Source organism: Micromonospora sp. WMMD1082, assembly GCF_029626175.1.
Classification (GTDB): Bacteria; Actinomycetota; Actinomycetes; order Mycobacteriales; family Micromonosporaceae; genus Micromonospora.
Window position 1 is genome coordinate 3053623 of sequence record NZ_JARUBM010000002.1, and the last position, 16884, is coordinate 3070506.

A 16884-nucleotide genomic window follows, 5' to 3' on the forward strand; every position below is an offset into this window, starting at 1 on the left:
CCACCAACCGCGAAAGAGGCTCCGATGAAAGTTCTGCACACCTCCGACTGGCACCTGGGAAAAGCCACCTGGGGCCACAGTCGCAACCACGATCACGAGGTGGCCCTTGGCGAGATCACCGCCATCGCGGCCGCCGTGCAGCCCGACCTCATCCTCAACACCGGCGACCTCTTCGACCAGCAGCGGCCGCCGGTGCAGGCGATGAAGCTCGCCACCGACGTCCTTCGCGCCCTGTCGGCGATCGCCCCCGTCGTCGTCATCTCCGGCAACCACGACTCCGCCCCGCTGCTGCACTGGCTCCACGGGCTGCTGCGTCACGGCGAGCGCGTCCACATCGTCGCCGACCCTGACGCCGTGCGTGTGGGCACCGTGCTCCGGCTCCCGGTCGGCGACGGCCGGTTGCACCTCGCTGCCCTGCCGTTCATCACCGCGAACCGCATCGTCACCGTCCTCGACGATCCCAGCGCCCGGCGCAAGGCCTACGCCGCGCACATCGCTACCGTGCAGCGCGAGCTGCTGCACCGCCTGCACGAGGACTTCGACCCGGCCCGCGACGTCAGTGTGTTTGCCGCGCACCAGTACCTCGCCGGCAGCGTTCCGTCGCGCACGGAGAACCCGAACCACACCTGCGACTTCTACGCCACGGACCCGGAGCAGATTCCGCCGGTGGACTACGCCGCCTTCGGCCACATCCACAAGCCCCAGGACCTGCCGGGCCGCGTCATCGGCGCCTACGCCGGCTCGCCGATCCAACTCGACTTCGGCGAAGTCGGGGAGGCCAAGAGCGTCGTCCTCGCCCACCTGCATCCCGGCAACCCGGCCCGCATCGAACGCCTCCCGCTACACGCCGGGCGGCGCCTCGACGTCGTCACCGGCACGCTCGACGAACTCCGGGCACACGCCGACTCGATCACTACCGAGATCTGCCGCATCGTGGTCCACACTCCGACCCACGAGCCGGACCTGTCGCGGCAGATCCGGGCGCTCTTCCCAGACGCCACGATCGTGCAGATCGATGAGAACGCGGCGGACCGCAAGCTCGACCTCATCACCCCAGACACCCCCGCCGGGGGCGAACCGGACAACGTCGCCATGTTCAGCGCCTACCTCGCCGAGCAGGGCACCCGTACGGCGAGCGCCGATCACGTGCGCGAGCTGTTCGGCACCCTGCTGCACCATTCGGGCGACGAACACCCACCGGCCCTCCCCGCTGAGGAGCTTCTCGCCGAGGACCTCAGCGCCTTCACCGTGCCCGCCGAGGAAGCCGAGGCTGCCGCATGAAGCCCCTGGAACTGACCTTCACCGGCCTGCGCTCCTACGTGGAGCCCCAGACAATCGACTTCACCGGTAAGACCTTCATCGCGATCCTCGGCGACACCGGGTCCGGCAAGTCCACCCTCCTCGATGCCATGTGCTACGGCCTGTACAACCGGTGCAGCTGGCACGGCGGCAGCGTCTCTGATCTCATCGCCCACAGCGGCGACGGCACCCTCAGCGTGGCCTTCACATTCCAGGCCGGCACCACGGTGTGGCGGGTGGAACGCTCCACCAGCGCCCGCGGCGGCCCGCTGCACAGGCTGACCGACGTCGACGCCGGCACCGTCGTGGCCACCGGAGCGAGCGCCGTCACCACTCAGGTGCGGCGCATCATCGGCCTGGACTACGACACGTTCCTACGGTCGGTCATCCTGCCGCAGGGCCGCTTTCAGGAACTGCTGCGCATGCGCGACCGGAACCGGTCGACGATCCTGAAGTCGCTGCTCGGACTGGACCAGCTCAGCGCGGTCCGCGAACACGCCCTCACCTTGCATACCCGCCTTGCGAAGCGCCTAGGCGAGTACCGCGAACGACGCGCCGAATTCCTGCGCGACCCCACGGCGACGATCCGGGAGGCCACCGAGCGTCAGCGCGCCGCCCAGGAGCGCCTCGACCTCCTTCAGGCTGCCCAACACGCCGTAGCGAAGGCGGCGGAAGCCGCGTCCGCGGCCCGCGCCCGCCACAGCGCCCTCGACAAGGCCCAGGCCCGACTTGTCGACGCGACGCCCGCCGACGTGACAGCCAAGTACCAGGCACTCCTGGCCGCTGCTGCCGGCATCGCCAGCCGACGCGAACAGGTCGACCGGGAGCGGCACTCACTCGACCGGGAGACGCAGCGGCTCCAAGCCGAGCTCGACCAGGCTGATGCCGAAGGCACCGGCGTGGAAAAGACCGCCTCAGCCGTCAGCACGCTCATCCACCTCGCCGAACAGGTACCCCAGCTCGACACTGCGGCCGAGCGGCTGGAGAAGGAGGAGCGCGAGGTCCGCATCGGCAAGACCGCGCTGGACAACCGCAGGCAGGACGTCGCCAACCGCAAGGAGAAGGTCTTCCTTGCCGAGCGCGCCGCCGACGAAGCGACCGAACGCGTCACCCTCGCCGAGGCAGCACACCGGGCCGCGGCGGGCGCGCTCGCCGCCGTCCGACAGGCCACCGACGCCGCCCAGCACGCGCAGGAGCAGCTCACCGCCTGCCGAGACGAGGTTGCCAAGCTCAAGGCGGACGCGGCGGACGCGTCTGCGGCGGCCCGCGAGGCCGAGCGAGCGGTAGAAGCGGCCGAGGCCGAGGAAGCCCGCGCGCGCCGGTTGCACGCGACCGCGACCGCCGCGGACGGATGCGGACCCGGGGACGCCTGTCCGGTGTGCCAGCGGGAACTGCCGGAGAGCTTCATCGCACCCAGCGACGACGCGGCCAAGGCGGGCGCGACCGCACTGAAGGCCGCGCAGCAGGCCGCGAGGCGCGCGGCCACCGAGGAGGCCGCCGCAATCGAACGAGCCACAATCGCCGCGGACAAGACGCTGGCGGACGCGATCAACGGGGTGACGGCCGCCGCCACCAACCTCGACCAGGTCACCGCCGACGTCCGCGCCGTGCTCGGCGACGTCGATCTAGACGCACCGGACGCACAACTCCTGCACCACCGTGCCGCGTCTGTCCAGAGCGCTGCGGCCGACCGGGAAGTGGCCGAGGCCATTCACGGCGAGGCGCACGACGCCTACATCCGCGCCGACTCTCAGGTGCCCGTGCTGGAAGAGGAGCAGACACGGCGGCAAGCCGCCTACGAGGAGGCGCGCGCCGAGCATGAGGCCACGCTCGTGCGGCTCAACCGTGCGGCACGCGGCGTACCGCGCGCCTTCCGCCCGGCCCAGGGACTCCTGCTCGCGGACATCACCCATCAGCGTGACCGCGCCCAGCAGCGGCAGAACGAACTCAAGCAGCTCTGCGACCGGCTGAACAACGTGCGAGGCCGCGTGGCTGAGTTGCGCACCGCGTCGGTCCTGCTCGACACCGAGGTCAACACCCACGTCACCCGTCCCGCCGCTGACTTGCGCCGCCAGCTCGACACCCTGGCCGACCGCGTCATGGACGCCGGTGCTCTCCTCGACACCGCTGGGCACGCTCTGCGTCCCAGCGAGATCCCCCTCGCCGACGAAGCAGCCTGGGCCACCTCCCTGATCGAGCGCACTGTCGTCTTGGCCGCCGCATGCCGCGAGCAGGCGGAGGCCGCACGAGTGGCGGCCGACGCGGCCGAGCAGGCGGCCGAGCAGACTCGGCGCGGCTGCCAGGCCGACGACGACCACCACCTCGAGCGGCTGATCCGGGTGGCGAGCACCGCCGAGCACAACGCCGGCCGAGACCTCAGGCGGGCCACGGCACACCAGCCACTGGCCGCCGAGCTGGACCGCCGGATCCAAGCGGCCGAACCCACGGTCACGGCCCTGGGTGACCTGGCCGCCGTGCTCACTGACGGAAAGTTCGTCGCCAGCGCCGTCCGACAACGACAGCTTGCTCTGCTCGGCGCCGCCAGCAAGACCCTGCTGGCCGTTTCCGGGGGCAAGTTCGGCTTCGCCGAGAACTTCCGCATCATCGACACCGGGATCGGTCGGGCGCGCGACGTGAAGACCCTGTCCGGCGGAGAGACCTTCCAGGCGAGCCTCGCACTAGCCCTGGCCGTGGTCGAACTCGCCAGCCGGGCCTCCGGCCGCGTCGACTCCCTGTTCCTGGATGAGGGTTTCGGCTCGCTCGACTCCGGCGTCCTGCAAGACGCCCTCAACGCTCTCGCCGCGCACAGCACGGCTGGCCGACTCGTCACGATCATCAGCCACATGCGCTCGATCGCTGAGATCACCGACCACGTCCTCGTGGTCGAACGCACCTTCACCGGCAGCCGGGCTCACTGGGCCAGCCCGGCCGAGCGCGAGCAGATCATCAACGACGACCTCAACCGCGGGCTGCTGTCGTGACCGCGTTCCTCTACGAGCCAAGCCGCATCCGCTGCCGAGGCTGCGCGCACCGGCAGGTGCCTCGGGCGGGACGAGCCGGGCGTTTGGGCGCGTCGTTGCTGGTCACGACATCAGCGGTCATTGCACGCGGCGTCGCTGCTCGCTAGGCTCGGCGTTCGAACGTGAGTACGATCGACTTCCCCCGGTTCGCTCGCGATGGGTGGCGGATGGTGGGGATGTCGTGGGGGATGCAGCGTGGCTCGGTGGGGTGCCGAATCGAGATGAGGTCGCGCGGGTACTCGCGGAGGTGTCTGCCGGCCGGGGGCGACGGGCCGCGCCCGATGTGCCGCTGCGACGCGCGAGTGATGCGGCCGTGCACGATCGGTCTGTCGCCGCCGCGTTGGCGGTGCCGGATGAGCTGGCCGGGGTGCTGCCGTCGGGGCTGCGCCGGGGCGCCACGGTGCGGGTGACCGGGTCGACCTCGCTGCTGCTGCTCCTGCTCGCCGGTGCCATGGCGGATACGGACCTGTGGAGCGCGGTGGTGGGTGTGCCGCACCTCGGCATGCTCGCCGCGGCCGAGCTGGGGGTGCCGCTGGAGCGGCTGGCGCTGGTTCCTTCGCCTGGGCCGGATCTGCCGGCGGTGGTGGGCGCGCTGGTCGACGGGATGAGTCTGGTGGCTGTCACCTCGCCGGGGGCTGGTGTCGGTGAGGCTACGGCGAGGGCGCTGGGCAGGCGGGCTCGCAGTCGGGGATGCGTGCTGGTGGTGGGCCAGGGGTGGCCCGGTGCCGATCTGGAGATCAGCGCCGGTGGTCGCCGCTGGGCGGGGCTGGGCGAAGGTCGTGGGCGGCTGCGGTACTGCGATTTTGATATCGAGGTGCGGGGCCGGGGGTCGGCCGCCCGACCGCGGCGGGCCACCATCCGCCTTCCCCACGGGGCCGATATCGGCCCCGTGCGGACCTGGGAACATTCGGACGGAGCCGGGGATCGGCGTCGGAAGGCGATCGAGGGAAGGATGCCGGACGGTTCTCCTTCACCATGGCACATCGGGCCCGATGGGCTGGTCGGCCCGCCCGACAAGACACCGCGCGCGGGATGATGGCGCCGGCTCATCGCGCGGGAGCGGCTGCGGAGCTGGGGTTCCGAAGCTGATGGCTTCACGTCTGCCCGAGGCCCCTGACCCCTGCAGGCGGCCACTGGGGTGCCACCTCTCGTCGTCCACCGGTGACAAGTGCCTCTGCCCGTGAGTGGTCTGTGGCTGCGCCGGCGGTCCGAGCGGGTGACAACCCATCGCTGCCTGCCACAGTCACGCCGTTACCGCCTCAGGCGAGGAGTGTGGGCCGGGGCTCGTGGTGGCAAGAGGTCTACGGTGCGGCATGAGGGCATAGGGTGGCCACGGCATGATCACGCCGCCGCTCGCCGTCGATGCGCCGCGCGGACCGGACGTGAGATAGGCGTGGAAGAGCACTATTTGCTATAACTGGTCCATTTTGCGCAGCATTCTGATTCCCTCGAGAATGAGCCTTGCTGCCGCGCTGAAGTTGGCTGGGTACCAGTGCTGTTGGATATCGGTAGCACCTGGAGGCAGTCCAGTTCCCGCCACGAAAGTCCAACCCGACGGAACGCGGACCAAAAGGTTCGGCTCGGATTGCGGAAGCCACTTTCGTGTCATGAGGATGACTCCATGCCTGATCCGTTGGAGACGTCGCCAGTCTCCCCAAAAGAGGTCGGCTGCGGTCCCCTTGGTTCGTCGATCTTGGCCTGGGGCTGCATGAAACTGCAACCAAATCGGCCCGACCCAGAAGCTCGGAAATGCGACTTTATATCTGCCTTGGCGGTCTAGGGGGGCGCCGGATGAATTATACGTACGCTCGATTCCTAGATAGCCATCGAGCTTGTATACATGATCAAGTCGGGCGATGAACCATCGAACCTCCTGGGGTATGGAACCCTTGCGCTCAAGTGTCTCTATTTGATTATCTGTGATATGCGGCTCACTGCTCATCCCGGCTATCGAATTGGCTCCCATGGCGGCGGCCTTCGTTGAAAGGTTGCGGCTAACGCGTCGAATCTCCTTGACCCCTTCCAGTGGCTGAAGGATTTGTGTCTCTAGCTCATCGCGGCCGTTGACGCGCAGGGTTCCTGCCCAATTTGTCTGTACGATGGGGGCATCTTCAAGCGGATGTATCGTCGTATTGGGCCGCATGAAGCCAAGGTGAGGTTTGACGCGGCTCCAAAGAATTCTGAATTTGGACGTGGCGAGTTTCATCGCATCGAGGTCAGCATTTACGCGCGCAACTTCCTCAGTCCGAAGTTTGGGTGGATTGGCGTATCTCCCACTTGCGACGACGATGCCAGAGGCGGACTTCATCCCGATCCGCTCGATAACGCCCTTCGGCACAGCGCCATTGCCGAAGTCAGCCCAAGCATGGTCGCTGAATCGGACTTGAAGAGCAGGGTTGGGTACGCTCGTGGGACTGTGAACCAGAAGGCCGGCTGAGGTTGTGGGCACTTCGAGGTCTGCGCCGAACGGACCCCAGCCGACCGATGCCATCAGGGACTGGTCGTCGGCCACACACCTAAGCCACAACCAGGCCGGACGGCCACCCTTGGCGTCATAGTTGTGCTCCCAGTACAAACGTGGCGGCAGAGCCGAGACCGACCCGGCTGCCTGCCAAAGACCCACTAGCGCTTCTTGCTCTTCCGCGTCGCGGCATAGGGCGACGGCGATCTTGCGCACGACGTGAAGCTTTGGAGAGCGGAGGCCAGCCTCCCAGTTCGCCACAGTGCCCTTGCCGCTGACCTTCGGCTTGCCCCCAGCCCTTCGATCTTGGGCAGCCAGCGCGTCAACGAGCTCCTGCTGGGTTAGTCCCGAGTGCTGGCGCCACGCCAGTAGTACCTGGCCTGGGTCAAGGCGATTGATGGGGTTCATGCTGGAAGCGTCAAGCAACCGCATCTGCCGCTGCAACACCGGGGAGTTCACACTTTTCCGCCGGATCGACGTCGCGGCCTAGCCAAGTCGCAGAATCGTAGACGAACGCCTGCAGGACGCTCTACATGGGACGGCACGGCCCTCGTGTCCGGGCCCAGGCAGACCAGGGGATGAGGTGACGAGGTGGGAGCGGATCAAGATGGCCAGGCGCCCGACCGGACAACTGCTCGGCTGTACGCATGGGCAGCCGTTCTCAGTGCGATGGCCGCTCTTGTGAGCGCCATCTCAGGATGGCTCACCACCTGACAGTGTCTCGCTGAGCCGGTGGGGTATATCGGTGGGACGGCCGCTGCCTGTCGGGTACGGACGGCGACCGTCTCCTTCTTGGGCGCGTTATCTCCGGCTGTCGGCCAGTCGCCTAATAGTCTAGGCAGCCGACGATCGGAAAGTCGCTTTCTCCGGCGCAGTCTGTACGCCCACTTTGGCGTACCCGACTCTGTGCGGGAACCCGTACGCCGACAACGGCGGAGTGACTCCGCCGGAAGTCCAGCCGCGGGAGGTCCGGCACGGTCCGTCCGCCGCGACCTCGGCGCGGCTGCTGGTCGCTACCGGCGGGTCGGCGAGTCGGGCCGGGCACCCGCAGGCGATGGTGGTGCTCGACGGTCGACCCATCGCAGCGTGTGAGGGCGGTCAACCGGTAGCCCGGTGTGCGGTGGTGGTGCGGCGGCGGAAGACGGTGGTGTCGAGGTTCTGTCGGAGGTAGGGGGTGCCGGGGGTCGCGCCGGTGCCGGTTGTTTCGGTGCCGAGCATCCGCACCGCGAGGCGGTGGTGGGTGCGCCGCCACTGCCGTAGGGCGGCGGTGAACTGGCGCATTCCGTCGGCGAGGGTTGGTGTGCTCGCGATGACGTGCTGGTCGGCGCGGATCGCGTCGAGGGTGTCGTCGATGCTGGCGTGGCCGCCGCGGATGCGTGCTTGCACGTCGGGTACGGAGCGGTACGCCACCGAGTGGAGTCGTTGTGGGTCGGGTGTGCGGCACAGGGATTCGACGAGTTTGTAGGCGCGGGATTGGATGGCGCTGGCCCCGTCGGTGTTTTCGCGGAAGGCGTGGAACGCTTCGGGTTGCATGGTGGCCAGCAGAGACCACATCGGGGCGGTCTCCCGTAGCAGCGTCGCGGCGAGGCAGAGGCGGTTGCCGGCGGCGGGCAGCCGGTTGTCGCCGACTGCGGTTCTGACCGCGGTGAGGTCGACGGCGAGCTGAGCGAAGCACAGCTCGAATGCCTGCAGCGTGCGGATGAACAGATATTCGTCGTGGACGGTGGAGACGGGCAGCATGGTGGTGCGCAGGGTCATCCGGTCGGCGCTGGAGCGGTCGACGCAGACCATCGCGGTGAGCCGCCGCGCCGCCGACAGCGGGTCGTCGTCGAGGGGTGTGGCGAAGCTGAGCCGGCGCAGGGCGGGAACGGTGGCGCGGACCGCGTGGCGCAGGCGTTTGCGTACGACGGGCGCGCTGGGGCGGAGCTGGGGCAGCGGGTTCCGGGTGCCGTCGAGGGCGTGCAGCTCGAAGCCGATGAGGTCGGCCAGGAGCAGCACGTGGTGGCGGTCGCGGCGGACCATCAGCCGGTCGGTGTGCTCGCCCGCGGTGTCGGGGTCCGGGATGGGCAGCAGGGGGAGAGCCAGGTAGCTGCGGTAGTCGAACCGGTTGTCTGCCTTGTCCAGGGCGGTGGACAGGAACGCGGCGAGGCGCTCTCGGGGGCCCGTCACCGTGGGAAGCCGGTCACGGGCGGTCTTGAGCAGGTTCAGCCAGTCCTCGGGCATGGCGTGTTTGCCGTAGTGGTGGAAGGCGTCGATGGTCTGCTCGTAGGGGAACCGGTGGCTGGTGGGTGGGCCGGCAAGCCAGTGCCGCAGGGCGTCGGTGTTCATCGCGGAGTCCCCGATCGGTGATGGCCGGCGTGGTGTCGATACGCGGCGACGGCCTCGCAGGCGGCGTCGATGTCCTCGTCGGTGGTGTAGGCGTGTGTCGCCAGGCGCAGCACGCCGCTGCGGGGGGCGGTCACGATGCCCCGGTGCCCGAGCCACACGGACATGGCCTCGGGGTGGGCGTCGACGAGTGCGAGGTGGGCGCCCTGCGCGTCGGGGGCGCTGGCCATCCGCACCATCTCGCCTTGGGCACGCAGGCGTCGCGCGGTGGTGGCGATCAGCCGTTGAGTGTGGCGCCGGACCTGCTGTAGGTCGAGGTCGTTGACGAGGGACAGGCCGGCGACGGCGGCGTAGACGGCGGCGGCGGCGGGTGTGCCGGTTTCGTACCGGCGCGCGTGGGGTGGGGAGTCCAGGACGGTGGCGCGCAGCGTGTGGGGGGCGGCGCGGCCGAGCCAGCCGGTGAGCGTCGGCGCCGGGCCGGCTCCGGGCTGCCGGACGTAGAGGAAGGCGAGTCCAGGCAGTCCGAGTAGGTATTTGCCGGTGCCGGCCACCAGGTAGTCGCAGCCCATCGCGCCCACATCCAGGGGCATGACGCCGGCGGCCTGGTAGGCGTCGACGAGCACGGCGGCGCCAGCGGCGTGCGCGGCGTCGGCGACCCGCCGCACGTCGAGGCGGACGGAGTCGCGGTAGGTCACCAGGGGCACCGACACCAGTCCGGTGCGGTCGGTGATCTGTGCCAGGTAGTCGTCGGCGCTGACCGTTCCCGGTGGGCTGCCGCACCAGCGCACGCGCATCCCTTTGCGGGCCAGCCAGACGTGCGCGATCCCGGGGAACTCGGCGTAGGTGGTCAGGATCTCCCGGCGGCGCCCCCACCGTCGGGAAGCCGCCGCCTGGTAGGCGGCGACGCTGGCGTTGGGCAGGATCGCGACCTGGTCGACGTCGGCACCGACGAGCCGCGCGAACAGCTCTCTGGCGAGCGTGGCCTGGTGCTCGCAGGCCTGCCAGAATCCCGGGCGGCCGAGGTCGTCGAGCATCCGGCGCAGCGCGTGGTCCACTTCGCTGGTCCGCGGGGCGATGCTGCAGGCCGCCAGGTGCGCCCCCAACGTGGGTGCGCTCAGCCGCTGCCGCAGCGATGCCGGCTGGGGCGGCGCCACCGCCGTCACGGCCGCACGCTCCGGGGGCAGGCACCGTCTGCGGGTGCGGCGAACAGGTCCTTGCGCGCTTCCCACAGGGTGGGGAAGCGGCGGTGGGCGATCAGCGCGGGCAGGCTGTCGATCGGAGTGTGCCGGGTGCCGAGCACGCCTTGACCGATGACGCGGGTGGCGACGCTGTAGTGCTCGGTGCGCCACAGCGCGATCCGCTCGTCGACCTCCACCAGCGCTTCGGCGAGCCGGTACAGCGGATCCGACGGCTGCCCCCGGTACACGTCGGCGGGGGCGATCCGATGCTCGGACAGCAGTCGGCTGAAGGCGATGTCCAGTTCCGTGGTGGCCGCGCGCAGTAGCCGCCAGCCGGGGGACTCGAATCCGGATCCGGTGCCCAGCGCCGTGCGGATGACGGCGAAGTGCGCCGGGGGCAGCGACCGGAGAATGTGCAACTGGTCGGTGGTGAGCCGCAGTGTCTCCGACGCCCGGCGAAGTTGCAGCTCCGCGGCACCGGGCTGCCCCACCCCGAGATGCGTGAAAGCGCGGGACAGCAGAGATCCACAGAGTTTGAGCCACAGCTCGCTGGCTTGGTGCACGATCTGGAACAGCAACTCGTCCGGGTGGACCCACTCGGTCGGTCCCCGTTGCAGAGACAGCAGCGCATCGGTGCGCATGTAGCGGGCGTAGTCGGTGGGGCCGGCTCCCGGCAGCACGGCGGGCAGCGACGACACGGGCATGAGGACAACCTCCAGGTGACGGGTGGGTGGAATGTGCCGGTGGGGCGGCCTCAGCCGCGCGGCTCATCGAGCGGTGACACGGGGCGGGCGGCTAGGTCCGCGTCGACCGGCGACGACGCGGGCGGTCACGGTCAGGTACAGGTGCGTGTCGGCGGTCACCAGCCGACGCGTGAGCGTTCGGCGCGGGCGCCAGCGCGGAGCCCAGGACGGCGCGGCGGCCGCGCCGGCGACACGCGCACCGGCCGCGCCGTCGCTGTGGGTGGCCGCGCGGCGGTGGGGACAGTAAGCCGTGCCCGACGCGGTGACCCGGCCAGCGAGTTCGGCGACCGCCCGCAGCCCGGCCGGCGTCGCCGAAAACCCGGCGGCGCCGTGCCTGGATAGGGCGGCGGCTGCCGAGGCGGCCCGGCTCGTCATCGACCTGGGAGGCGACGGCGGGGGAAGCGATCCGAGGTGCATGGTCAGTACCTGCTTCGGAGGTGAGGTCAGCTGCCGCGGGCGCGATCTGCTGCAGCGATGACTGATCCACTGCGGTGACCGGCGGTGGCACCGCCAGTGACATCAACTCACCATGCCGGCGCGTGAGGGGTCCAGAGTTCTTGCCAGCCCTGGCAACGTCCGTGGTGCTACGGCCACCACTCGACGCGTCGGCTGGACGGCCTGCCCGCTGGCCTACTACCGATGTTCTTCTGCCGCGGGATCGCGCCCGGGGCGTAGGCGGGTCGCGACCGGACGTCGGTCGTCCCGGGGTTCAACCTGCCCGCCAACGTGGGCCAACATGACGTCTGCGTGGGCGTGCTTCTGCCGGTCAGGCGCGCCGCGGCACGCCAGCGGCAACCGTGGTCATCCGGGCCAGAAGCGCGTTCGGTCGTGACGGGTCAGCCGTGCGTCGGCGTCGGCGCGTAGCCGGCAAACACCGTCCTCCCGGTGCACGTTGCGGGCGTGCGCGCCACGGTCACCGCGGGGACAGCGGCCGGTGCCGGCCGCGACCGTGGTCTGGTGCGTCGCGGACCGTCAGGGGCGGAATGCCACTGCCCCTCGCATCGGTGAGGGTGTGTCCGAGCCGGCGTAGGGATCCTTGTCGCCCAGGTCAGGCATCCACTCGTCGAGCGCGACGAGTCCTGGCGGGATCATGACGAAGCCGCCGAACAGGGCGGTGATCTCGTCGTCGGTGCGCAGGGTGACGTCGGTCGCGGCCTGTTTACGGAATACCTCCTTGCCGGCGGCCACGTTCGACGCGTCGTACCGTTCGGTCAAGGTCTGGCTGACGTGGGAGATGACCAAGGCGCTGCCGGGGACGAGACGGTCTCGGATCGGCGCGACGACCTCGGTGATGCGGCCCGGGGGCACGGTCTGCAGGACGGAGCAGTACAGCAGCGCGGTCGGCTCGTCGAGGTCGATCACGGTGGCGAGGTCGCCGTCGGCGAGTGCGTCGAGGATCCGGTCGGGGTCGGTGAAGTCGGCCTCGATGGCGCGGCAGGTGGGATTGCCGGCGAGGATCCGGTTGGATTCGGTCACCGCGACCGGGTCGATGTCGACGTAGAGCACCCGGGCGGCGGGGTCGACGGCCTGCGCGATCTCGTGCACGTTGCCCTGGGTGGGGATACCGGAGCCCAGGTCGAGGAACTGTCGGATGCCGAGCTGGGCCAGCTTGCTGACCGCGCGTTGCAGGAACAGCCGGTTGGAGCGGGCCATGTTCCGCGCCTCGGGAACCTGCTTCAGGATCATTTCGGCTGCCGCGCGGTCGGCCGGGAAGTTCTGGGTGCCGCCGAGAAAGTAGTCGTAAATCCGGGCGACGGTGGCTCTGCCCTCGTCGTAGCTGCGCGCCGTCGCCTGCTCGTCGGTCACCGTTGTCCTCCCCGTCATCGCGTGTACGTGCCCTCGGACCGGCTGCCGTCCGGCGTTGATCGCCGTGTCCATTGAGGAGCCGAAAGGCTATCTCGAAAGTATCTTTCTGGCTACACTCTGATCTTCGATCCGGCACCGACGGTGAACGCCAGGAGGTGGGATGCTGTTCGCTCGGGCGCGGCTGTCGCGACGAATGCGGCGAGCCAACCTGCCGCCACCGCCCGCCCCCTACACCGTGGATGCCTGGTGCGCGGCGATCGGCGAAGCACGCGGGTCCAGCCTGTTGATCCGCGAGCTTCCGCTGGGCGCCGGCATGCCGCCGGCGGTAGTGCTGCGAAAGGACAACGAGGACACCATCTTCGTCGATCCCGCGCTGTCGTCGCTGGCACGGACACAGGTGGTCCTGCACGAGGTGGCGCACGTTGTGCTCGAGCACCCCGGTGACGCCCTGCGCGGCCCCGTCGATCCCGCCATCGAGGTCGAGGCCGAGTTGGCGGCCGACCTGCTATCCCAGTGCCTGACGCAGGCCGCCACCACACATGCCGCGCACCGTGCGGCTGCCGCGGGCGTGCCGTCGCGTCGCGGCGCACCGTCGGCGTGGTGGGCCGATCGCCGCACCGACTGGCATCTGCTGCAGCTGTGGATGACGTTGCGCGACGGCATGCCTGACGCCGCGATCGTCGGCACCAGCACCGCCGCGCCGGCCCCGGTCGAGATCCGCGGTCGGCGGCAGCGTTACCGCACGGTGGTGGAGATCCACGACGCCCTGCGCATTCTGCGGCCGTGGTGCAGCTCGCAGGTGCGCGACAGCGCGACCCGACGCGCCCGACGCCACCGGCTCGAACCCGACGCGGTGGTGGCCGTCGCGGAGGCCGCCACCGTCGCCGTCGCGTTGCGGCACCGGGGCGCCGCACGGCACCGTGGTGGTGGCGTGGCGCTGCGCCCCGGTTTCGGCGACGTGGAGGTGCTGGGCACGCCACACGACGTTCATGACGTTCTGTCCGAGGCCCGCCGTCTCGCGGATATCGCCCGTGCCCTGCACGGATGTGCGCTGGTCGCGGCGGAGACCGCCCGGTGGGCGCCGGTGGTCACCACCACGATCCCCGCCGCGCCGCCGCGCAGGAGGGAGGCTGCGGCGCGCCGGTGAGCGGTCAGGCTCCGGGGCGCGACCCGACAGTACGGCGGCCGTGGTGCAGGGAGACGCCCTCTATCCCGTGCAGTGGTTGGAACCGCCACAGGTCCGCCATGCGGCGCACCTGGCTGGGGAACAACTCGCCGCCCACGAGGGGACCGCTGCCGAGGGCGCAGCCGATCTCGGCGAGTTCTTGGCGCTGCCGGTAGGTTCTGATTCCGGGTGCGACAACGGCCAGGTCCAGGTCCTTGGCGAGGTCCACCGCCGCACGGATGACCGACCGCGCCGGCTGGTACCCTGCGTCCAGCGAGAATGCCGGGTGCAGCCGAAGGAAGCCGCCCGCGACGGCGCTGACCGTCTCCAGATCCACACCGGCGCTGCCGTAGTTATCCAGCAGCAGCCGCACGCCGAACTGTCCGATCCACTCGGCCGTGTCCCGGGCCTTTGCCGCCGGCGGGCCGGCGAGCGCCAGCACCAGCGATGGCCCCGGCCCGGTGTGCTCGCTGAGCAGGTCACGCACGGACTCGGCGAAGGCCTGCGTGAACGCCTTGGCGGGCACCGGCACCACCAAGGCCGTGTCGGGCAGCGCCACCTGCCATGTCGCCGCGGCGGCCAGTGACCGGGTCACCAGGGTCGTGGCGACAACCTCCAAGCTGCCGACATCGTTATCGTCGATGAGCTGGTAGACGTACTCGTCCGCGGTGAGCACCTCGTCGCGCGATCGCAGCCAACGCGGCACGGACTGCATCAGGGTGATCCTGCCGCTGACCAGGTCGATGATCGGCTCGAAGGAGATCGACATCCGTGCGCTGGTCAGCTCGCGGACCAACGACCACGGGTGCACCGGGCCGTCCTGACGGGACACCAGCCGGTCGTCGCCGTTGCGGCTCGCCCGCCCCAACACCAGCTCCGCCGCGTTGATCAGGTTCTCGCCGGGTTGGCCCGACACCATTGCCGCGCAGGCTCTCATCGTCAGGCGCCGCCCGTCGACCTCGACCTCGCGGCGAAGCGCCGCGACCGCCCAGCAGGCCTTTTGATAGGCGACCTCGGCGGGCAGGTCGGCGATCGCCATCGCGAACGTCGCGTCGCCGACCTTGGCCACCTCGGCGGTCAAGTCCATCGTCGCGTGCCGCAACCTGCCGGCCAGGGTATTCAACACCGCCACGGCACGATCGCTGGTCAACACGTCGGTGACGAGGGCGTAGTTGTCGACCCTAACGACCACCACGTGACACCGATCGCCGAAGCCCTCACCGAGGCGGTGCAGCAGCCCGGCCCGGTTCCACAGCCCGGTGTCCTCGTCGTGGCTCGCCGCCGTCTCGTGCCGGCGAGACTGCGCGGCGAGCCGACCGTAGGCGTACGCGAGGTCCAGGCTCGATGTCAGCGTCGCGGCGAAGGTCTGCAGTGCGGCGCGTTCCCGGACGGACAACGTGTCTCGCGGCTTGTTCAGGTGCAGCCGGAGCACCCCGCACACCCCGTCGGCGTCACCGCCACCGAACGCGTACGACACCGCGTGTCGTGCGTCGGCGACGTCGGGGGCGTCCGCGGCGGGTCCGTCGTACACCAGCTCGGCGCCACCGCCGCGCCGGACGGCGCGTACCAGCCGCACTCCCTCGGCGAACTCGACATCCGCCGCCGCGGCGCCGAACAGATCCACCGCGCCGGCCGCCGCGGTCTGTACCACCACGTCCAGGTCCCGCGAGGCCAGGGCGTCACTGAGCGCGGCCAGGCGCTCCCACACCCGCCGCTCCTCCGCGACGCGCAGCCGATAGGTGAGCGCCAGATGCAGGACGAGCATCACCAACGGCAGCGCGGCGAGCGCGCGCATGTCGAGTCCCGTGACGAGCACCGCCGCGCCGGCCACGCTGATCTCGGCCACCGCGACGCACAGACGCGTCAGCCACAGCCCACGCAGCACGACAAGCAGCGGACGTCTGGTCGACAACGTCACCGCCGCCGCTGTCACCAACTCCTCGCACACCACCACCACGACCGCCGCAACGACAAACGCGAGCAGGTGGCGCGAGTACGGCGCCGTGGTCCACGCCGGCTCGCCGGCGACCGGCCGGACGCCGAAGCTGGCCATCACCCCCGCGGCCAGCGCCGCGGCGATGACATCCATGCTCGTGTTGTGGGCGGCCCGGTGCCACGACAGCGGGCGTCTCACCAGTAACCTGGCGGCACCGACACCGATCGCGGCGCACACCACCACCCACGGCGCCGGCAGCACCGAGGCGCACACCAGGCACGCCGTCGGCGTCAACGTGACCCGCACCGACAGGCGAGGCGGCAGCGGCACCGAGAACGCCGCGCCCATGGCCATCAGCGCCGCACCCATCCACAGGTACACCTGCTGCTGCGGCGTGGGCGAACCGAGATGAGTGATCGCCCACCCAAGGCATGCCACCGCCACGACCACGCCAGAGGCAGTCAGCAGAACGAGCGGCACCCTGTCGCGCTGGAGCGGCATCGATGAGTCCCCCGTGGTCTAAGCCCCGTTCCCGCCCCAGCCCCATTCACCGTAGCAGCTCACTTACCAGAAGTCAGACGCGCGTCTGACCACTGGTTCGCGTCAATCCCACTCCACTCCCTTACGCATAGCGACATCCTCGTTTCTCTAAGTTAACCCTGCGGGGAAGATATCCCGATGAAAGGAATTCACCAAGGTCCATGAGTCGCATTGCTGGGCAAATGCGCGCTATACCACTTTTTCGCGCGTTGCGCGGGGTGGCCGCAGGTGAGCGAAGGGTGCGGCCTCCCGCCGGCCCGGGCCCACACTCATGGGCCTGTTTCGCTTCGAGATCGCGTGTCCACCGTGGCTCCCGGGGCCCACGAACGCCAGAAGACGCCCCCTGTCCGCCGTTGGCGGACAGGGGGCGCAGGCGGTCTGGCCCTGCCCTGACCGGGGATCGCCGCAGCG

Annotated in this window: 10 protein-coding genes; 4 read left to right on the plus strand and 6 right to left on the minus strand. The window is 70.0% G+C overall.

The annotated features are described in order from the left end of the window. Positions 1-24 precede the first annotated feature (24 nt). The 3 genes from O7615_RS14045 (at position 25) to O7615_RS14055 (ending at position 5355) form a co-directional block, all read left to right on the plus strand. A complete protein-coding gene (locus tag O7615_RS14045) occupies positions 25-1281 on the plus strand; it encodes an exonuclease SbcCD subunit D (RefSeq protein WP_278177963.1) in 1257 nt (418 codons plus the stop codon). After that, positions 1278-4280: an SMC family ATPase gene (locus O7615_RS14050; RefSeq protein WP_278177965.1), complete on the plus strand. Its 3003-nt coding sequence runs from the start codon at positions 1278-1280 to the stop codon at positions 4278-4280. The genes O7615_RS14045 and O7615_RS14050 overlap by 4 nt, the downstream gene beginning before the upstream one ends. 352 nt (positions 4281-4632) lie before the next feature. After that, positions 4633-5355: a hypothetical protein gene (locus O7615_RS14055; RefSeq protein WP_278177966.1), complete on the plus strand. Its 723-nt coding sequence runs from the start codon at positions 4633-4635 to the stop codon at positions 5353-5355. 375 nt (positions 5356-5730) lie between these two features. Here O7615_RS14055 and O7615_RS14060 read toward each other — a convergent pair whose 3' ends face one another. The 5 genes from O7615_RS14060 to O7615_RS14080 all read right to left on the minus strand — a co-directional run bounded on the left by O7615_RS14060 (position 5731) and on the right by O7615_RS14080 (position 12832). Continuing rightward, on the minus strand, positions 5731-7188 hold the full coding sequence (locus O7615_RS14060; protein WP_278177968.1) for a helix-turn-helix transcriptional regulator: 1458 nt from the start codon (positions 7186-7188) through the stop codon (positions 5731-5733). A 690-nt stretch (positions 7189-7878) separates the two neighbouring features. After that, positions 7879-9108: a tryptophan 2,3-dioxygenase family protein gene (locus O7615_RS14065; protein WP_278177969.1), complete on the minus strand. Its 1230-nt coding sequence runs from the start codon at positions 9106-9108 to the stop codon at positions 7879-7881. Then, positions 9105-10268 (minus strand): aminotransferase class V-fold PLP-dependent enzyme, encoded by a 1164-nt coding sequence (locus O7615_RS14070; protein WP_278177971.1) that lies wholly within the window; start codon positions 10266-10268, stop codon positions 9105-9107. The genes O7615_RS14065 and O7615_RS14070 overlap by 4 nt, the downstream gene beginning before the upstream one ends. After that, a complete protein-coding gene (locus O7615_RS14075; protein ID WP_278177972.1) occupies positions 10265-10987 on the minus strand; it encodes a tryptophan 2,3-dioxygenase family protein in 723 nt (240 codons plus the stop codon). Before O7615_RS14075 ends, O7615_RS14070 begins: the two co-directional genes overlap by 4 nt. A 1011-nt stretch (positions 10988-11998) precedes the next feature. Further along, positions 11999-12832: an SAM-dependent methyltransferase gene (locus O7615_RS14080; protein WP_278177973.1), complete on the minus strand. Its 834-nt coding sequence runs from the start codon at positions 12830-12832 to the stop codon at positions 11999-12001. A gap of 160 nt (positions 12833-12992) precedes the next feature. Here O7615_RS14080 and O7615_RS14085 point away from each other — a divergent pair, with 160 nt between their 5' ends. Next, the gene (locus O7615_RS14085) at positions 12993-13979 is read left to right on the plus strand and encodes a DUF6545 domain-containing protein (RefSeq protein WP_278177974.1); all 987 of its coding nucleotides are present in this window, start codon (positions 12993-12995) and stop codon (positions 13977-13979) included. 4 nt (positions 13980-13983) lie between these two features. On the opposite strand, the gene O7615_RS14090 is transcribed toward O7615_RS14085, so the two are convergent. Next, a complete protein-coding gene (locus O7615_RS14090; RefSeq protein WP_278177975.1) occupies positions 13984-16371 on the minus strand; it encodes an EAL domain-containing protein in 2388 nt (795 codons plus the stop codon). Positions 16372-16884: the final 513 nt, after the last annotated feature.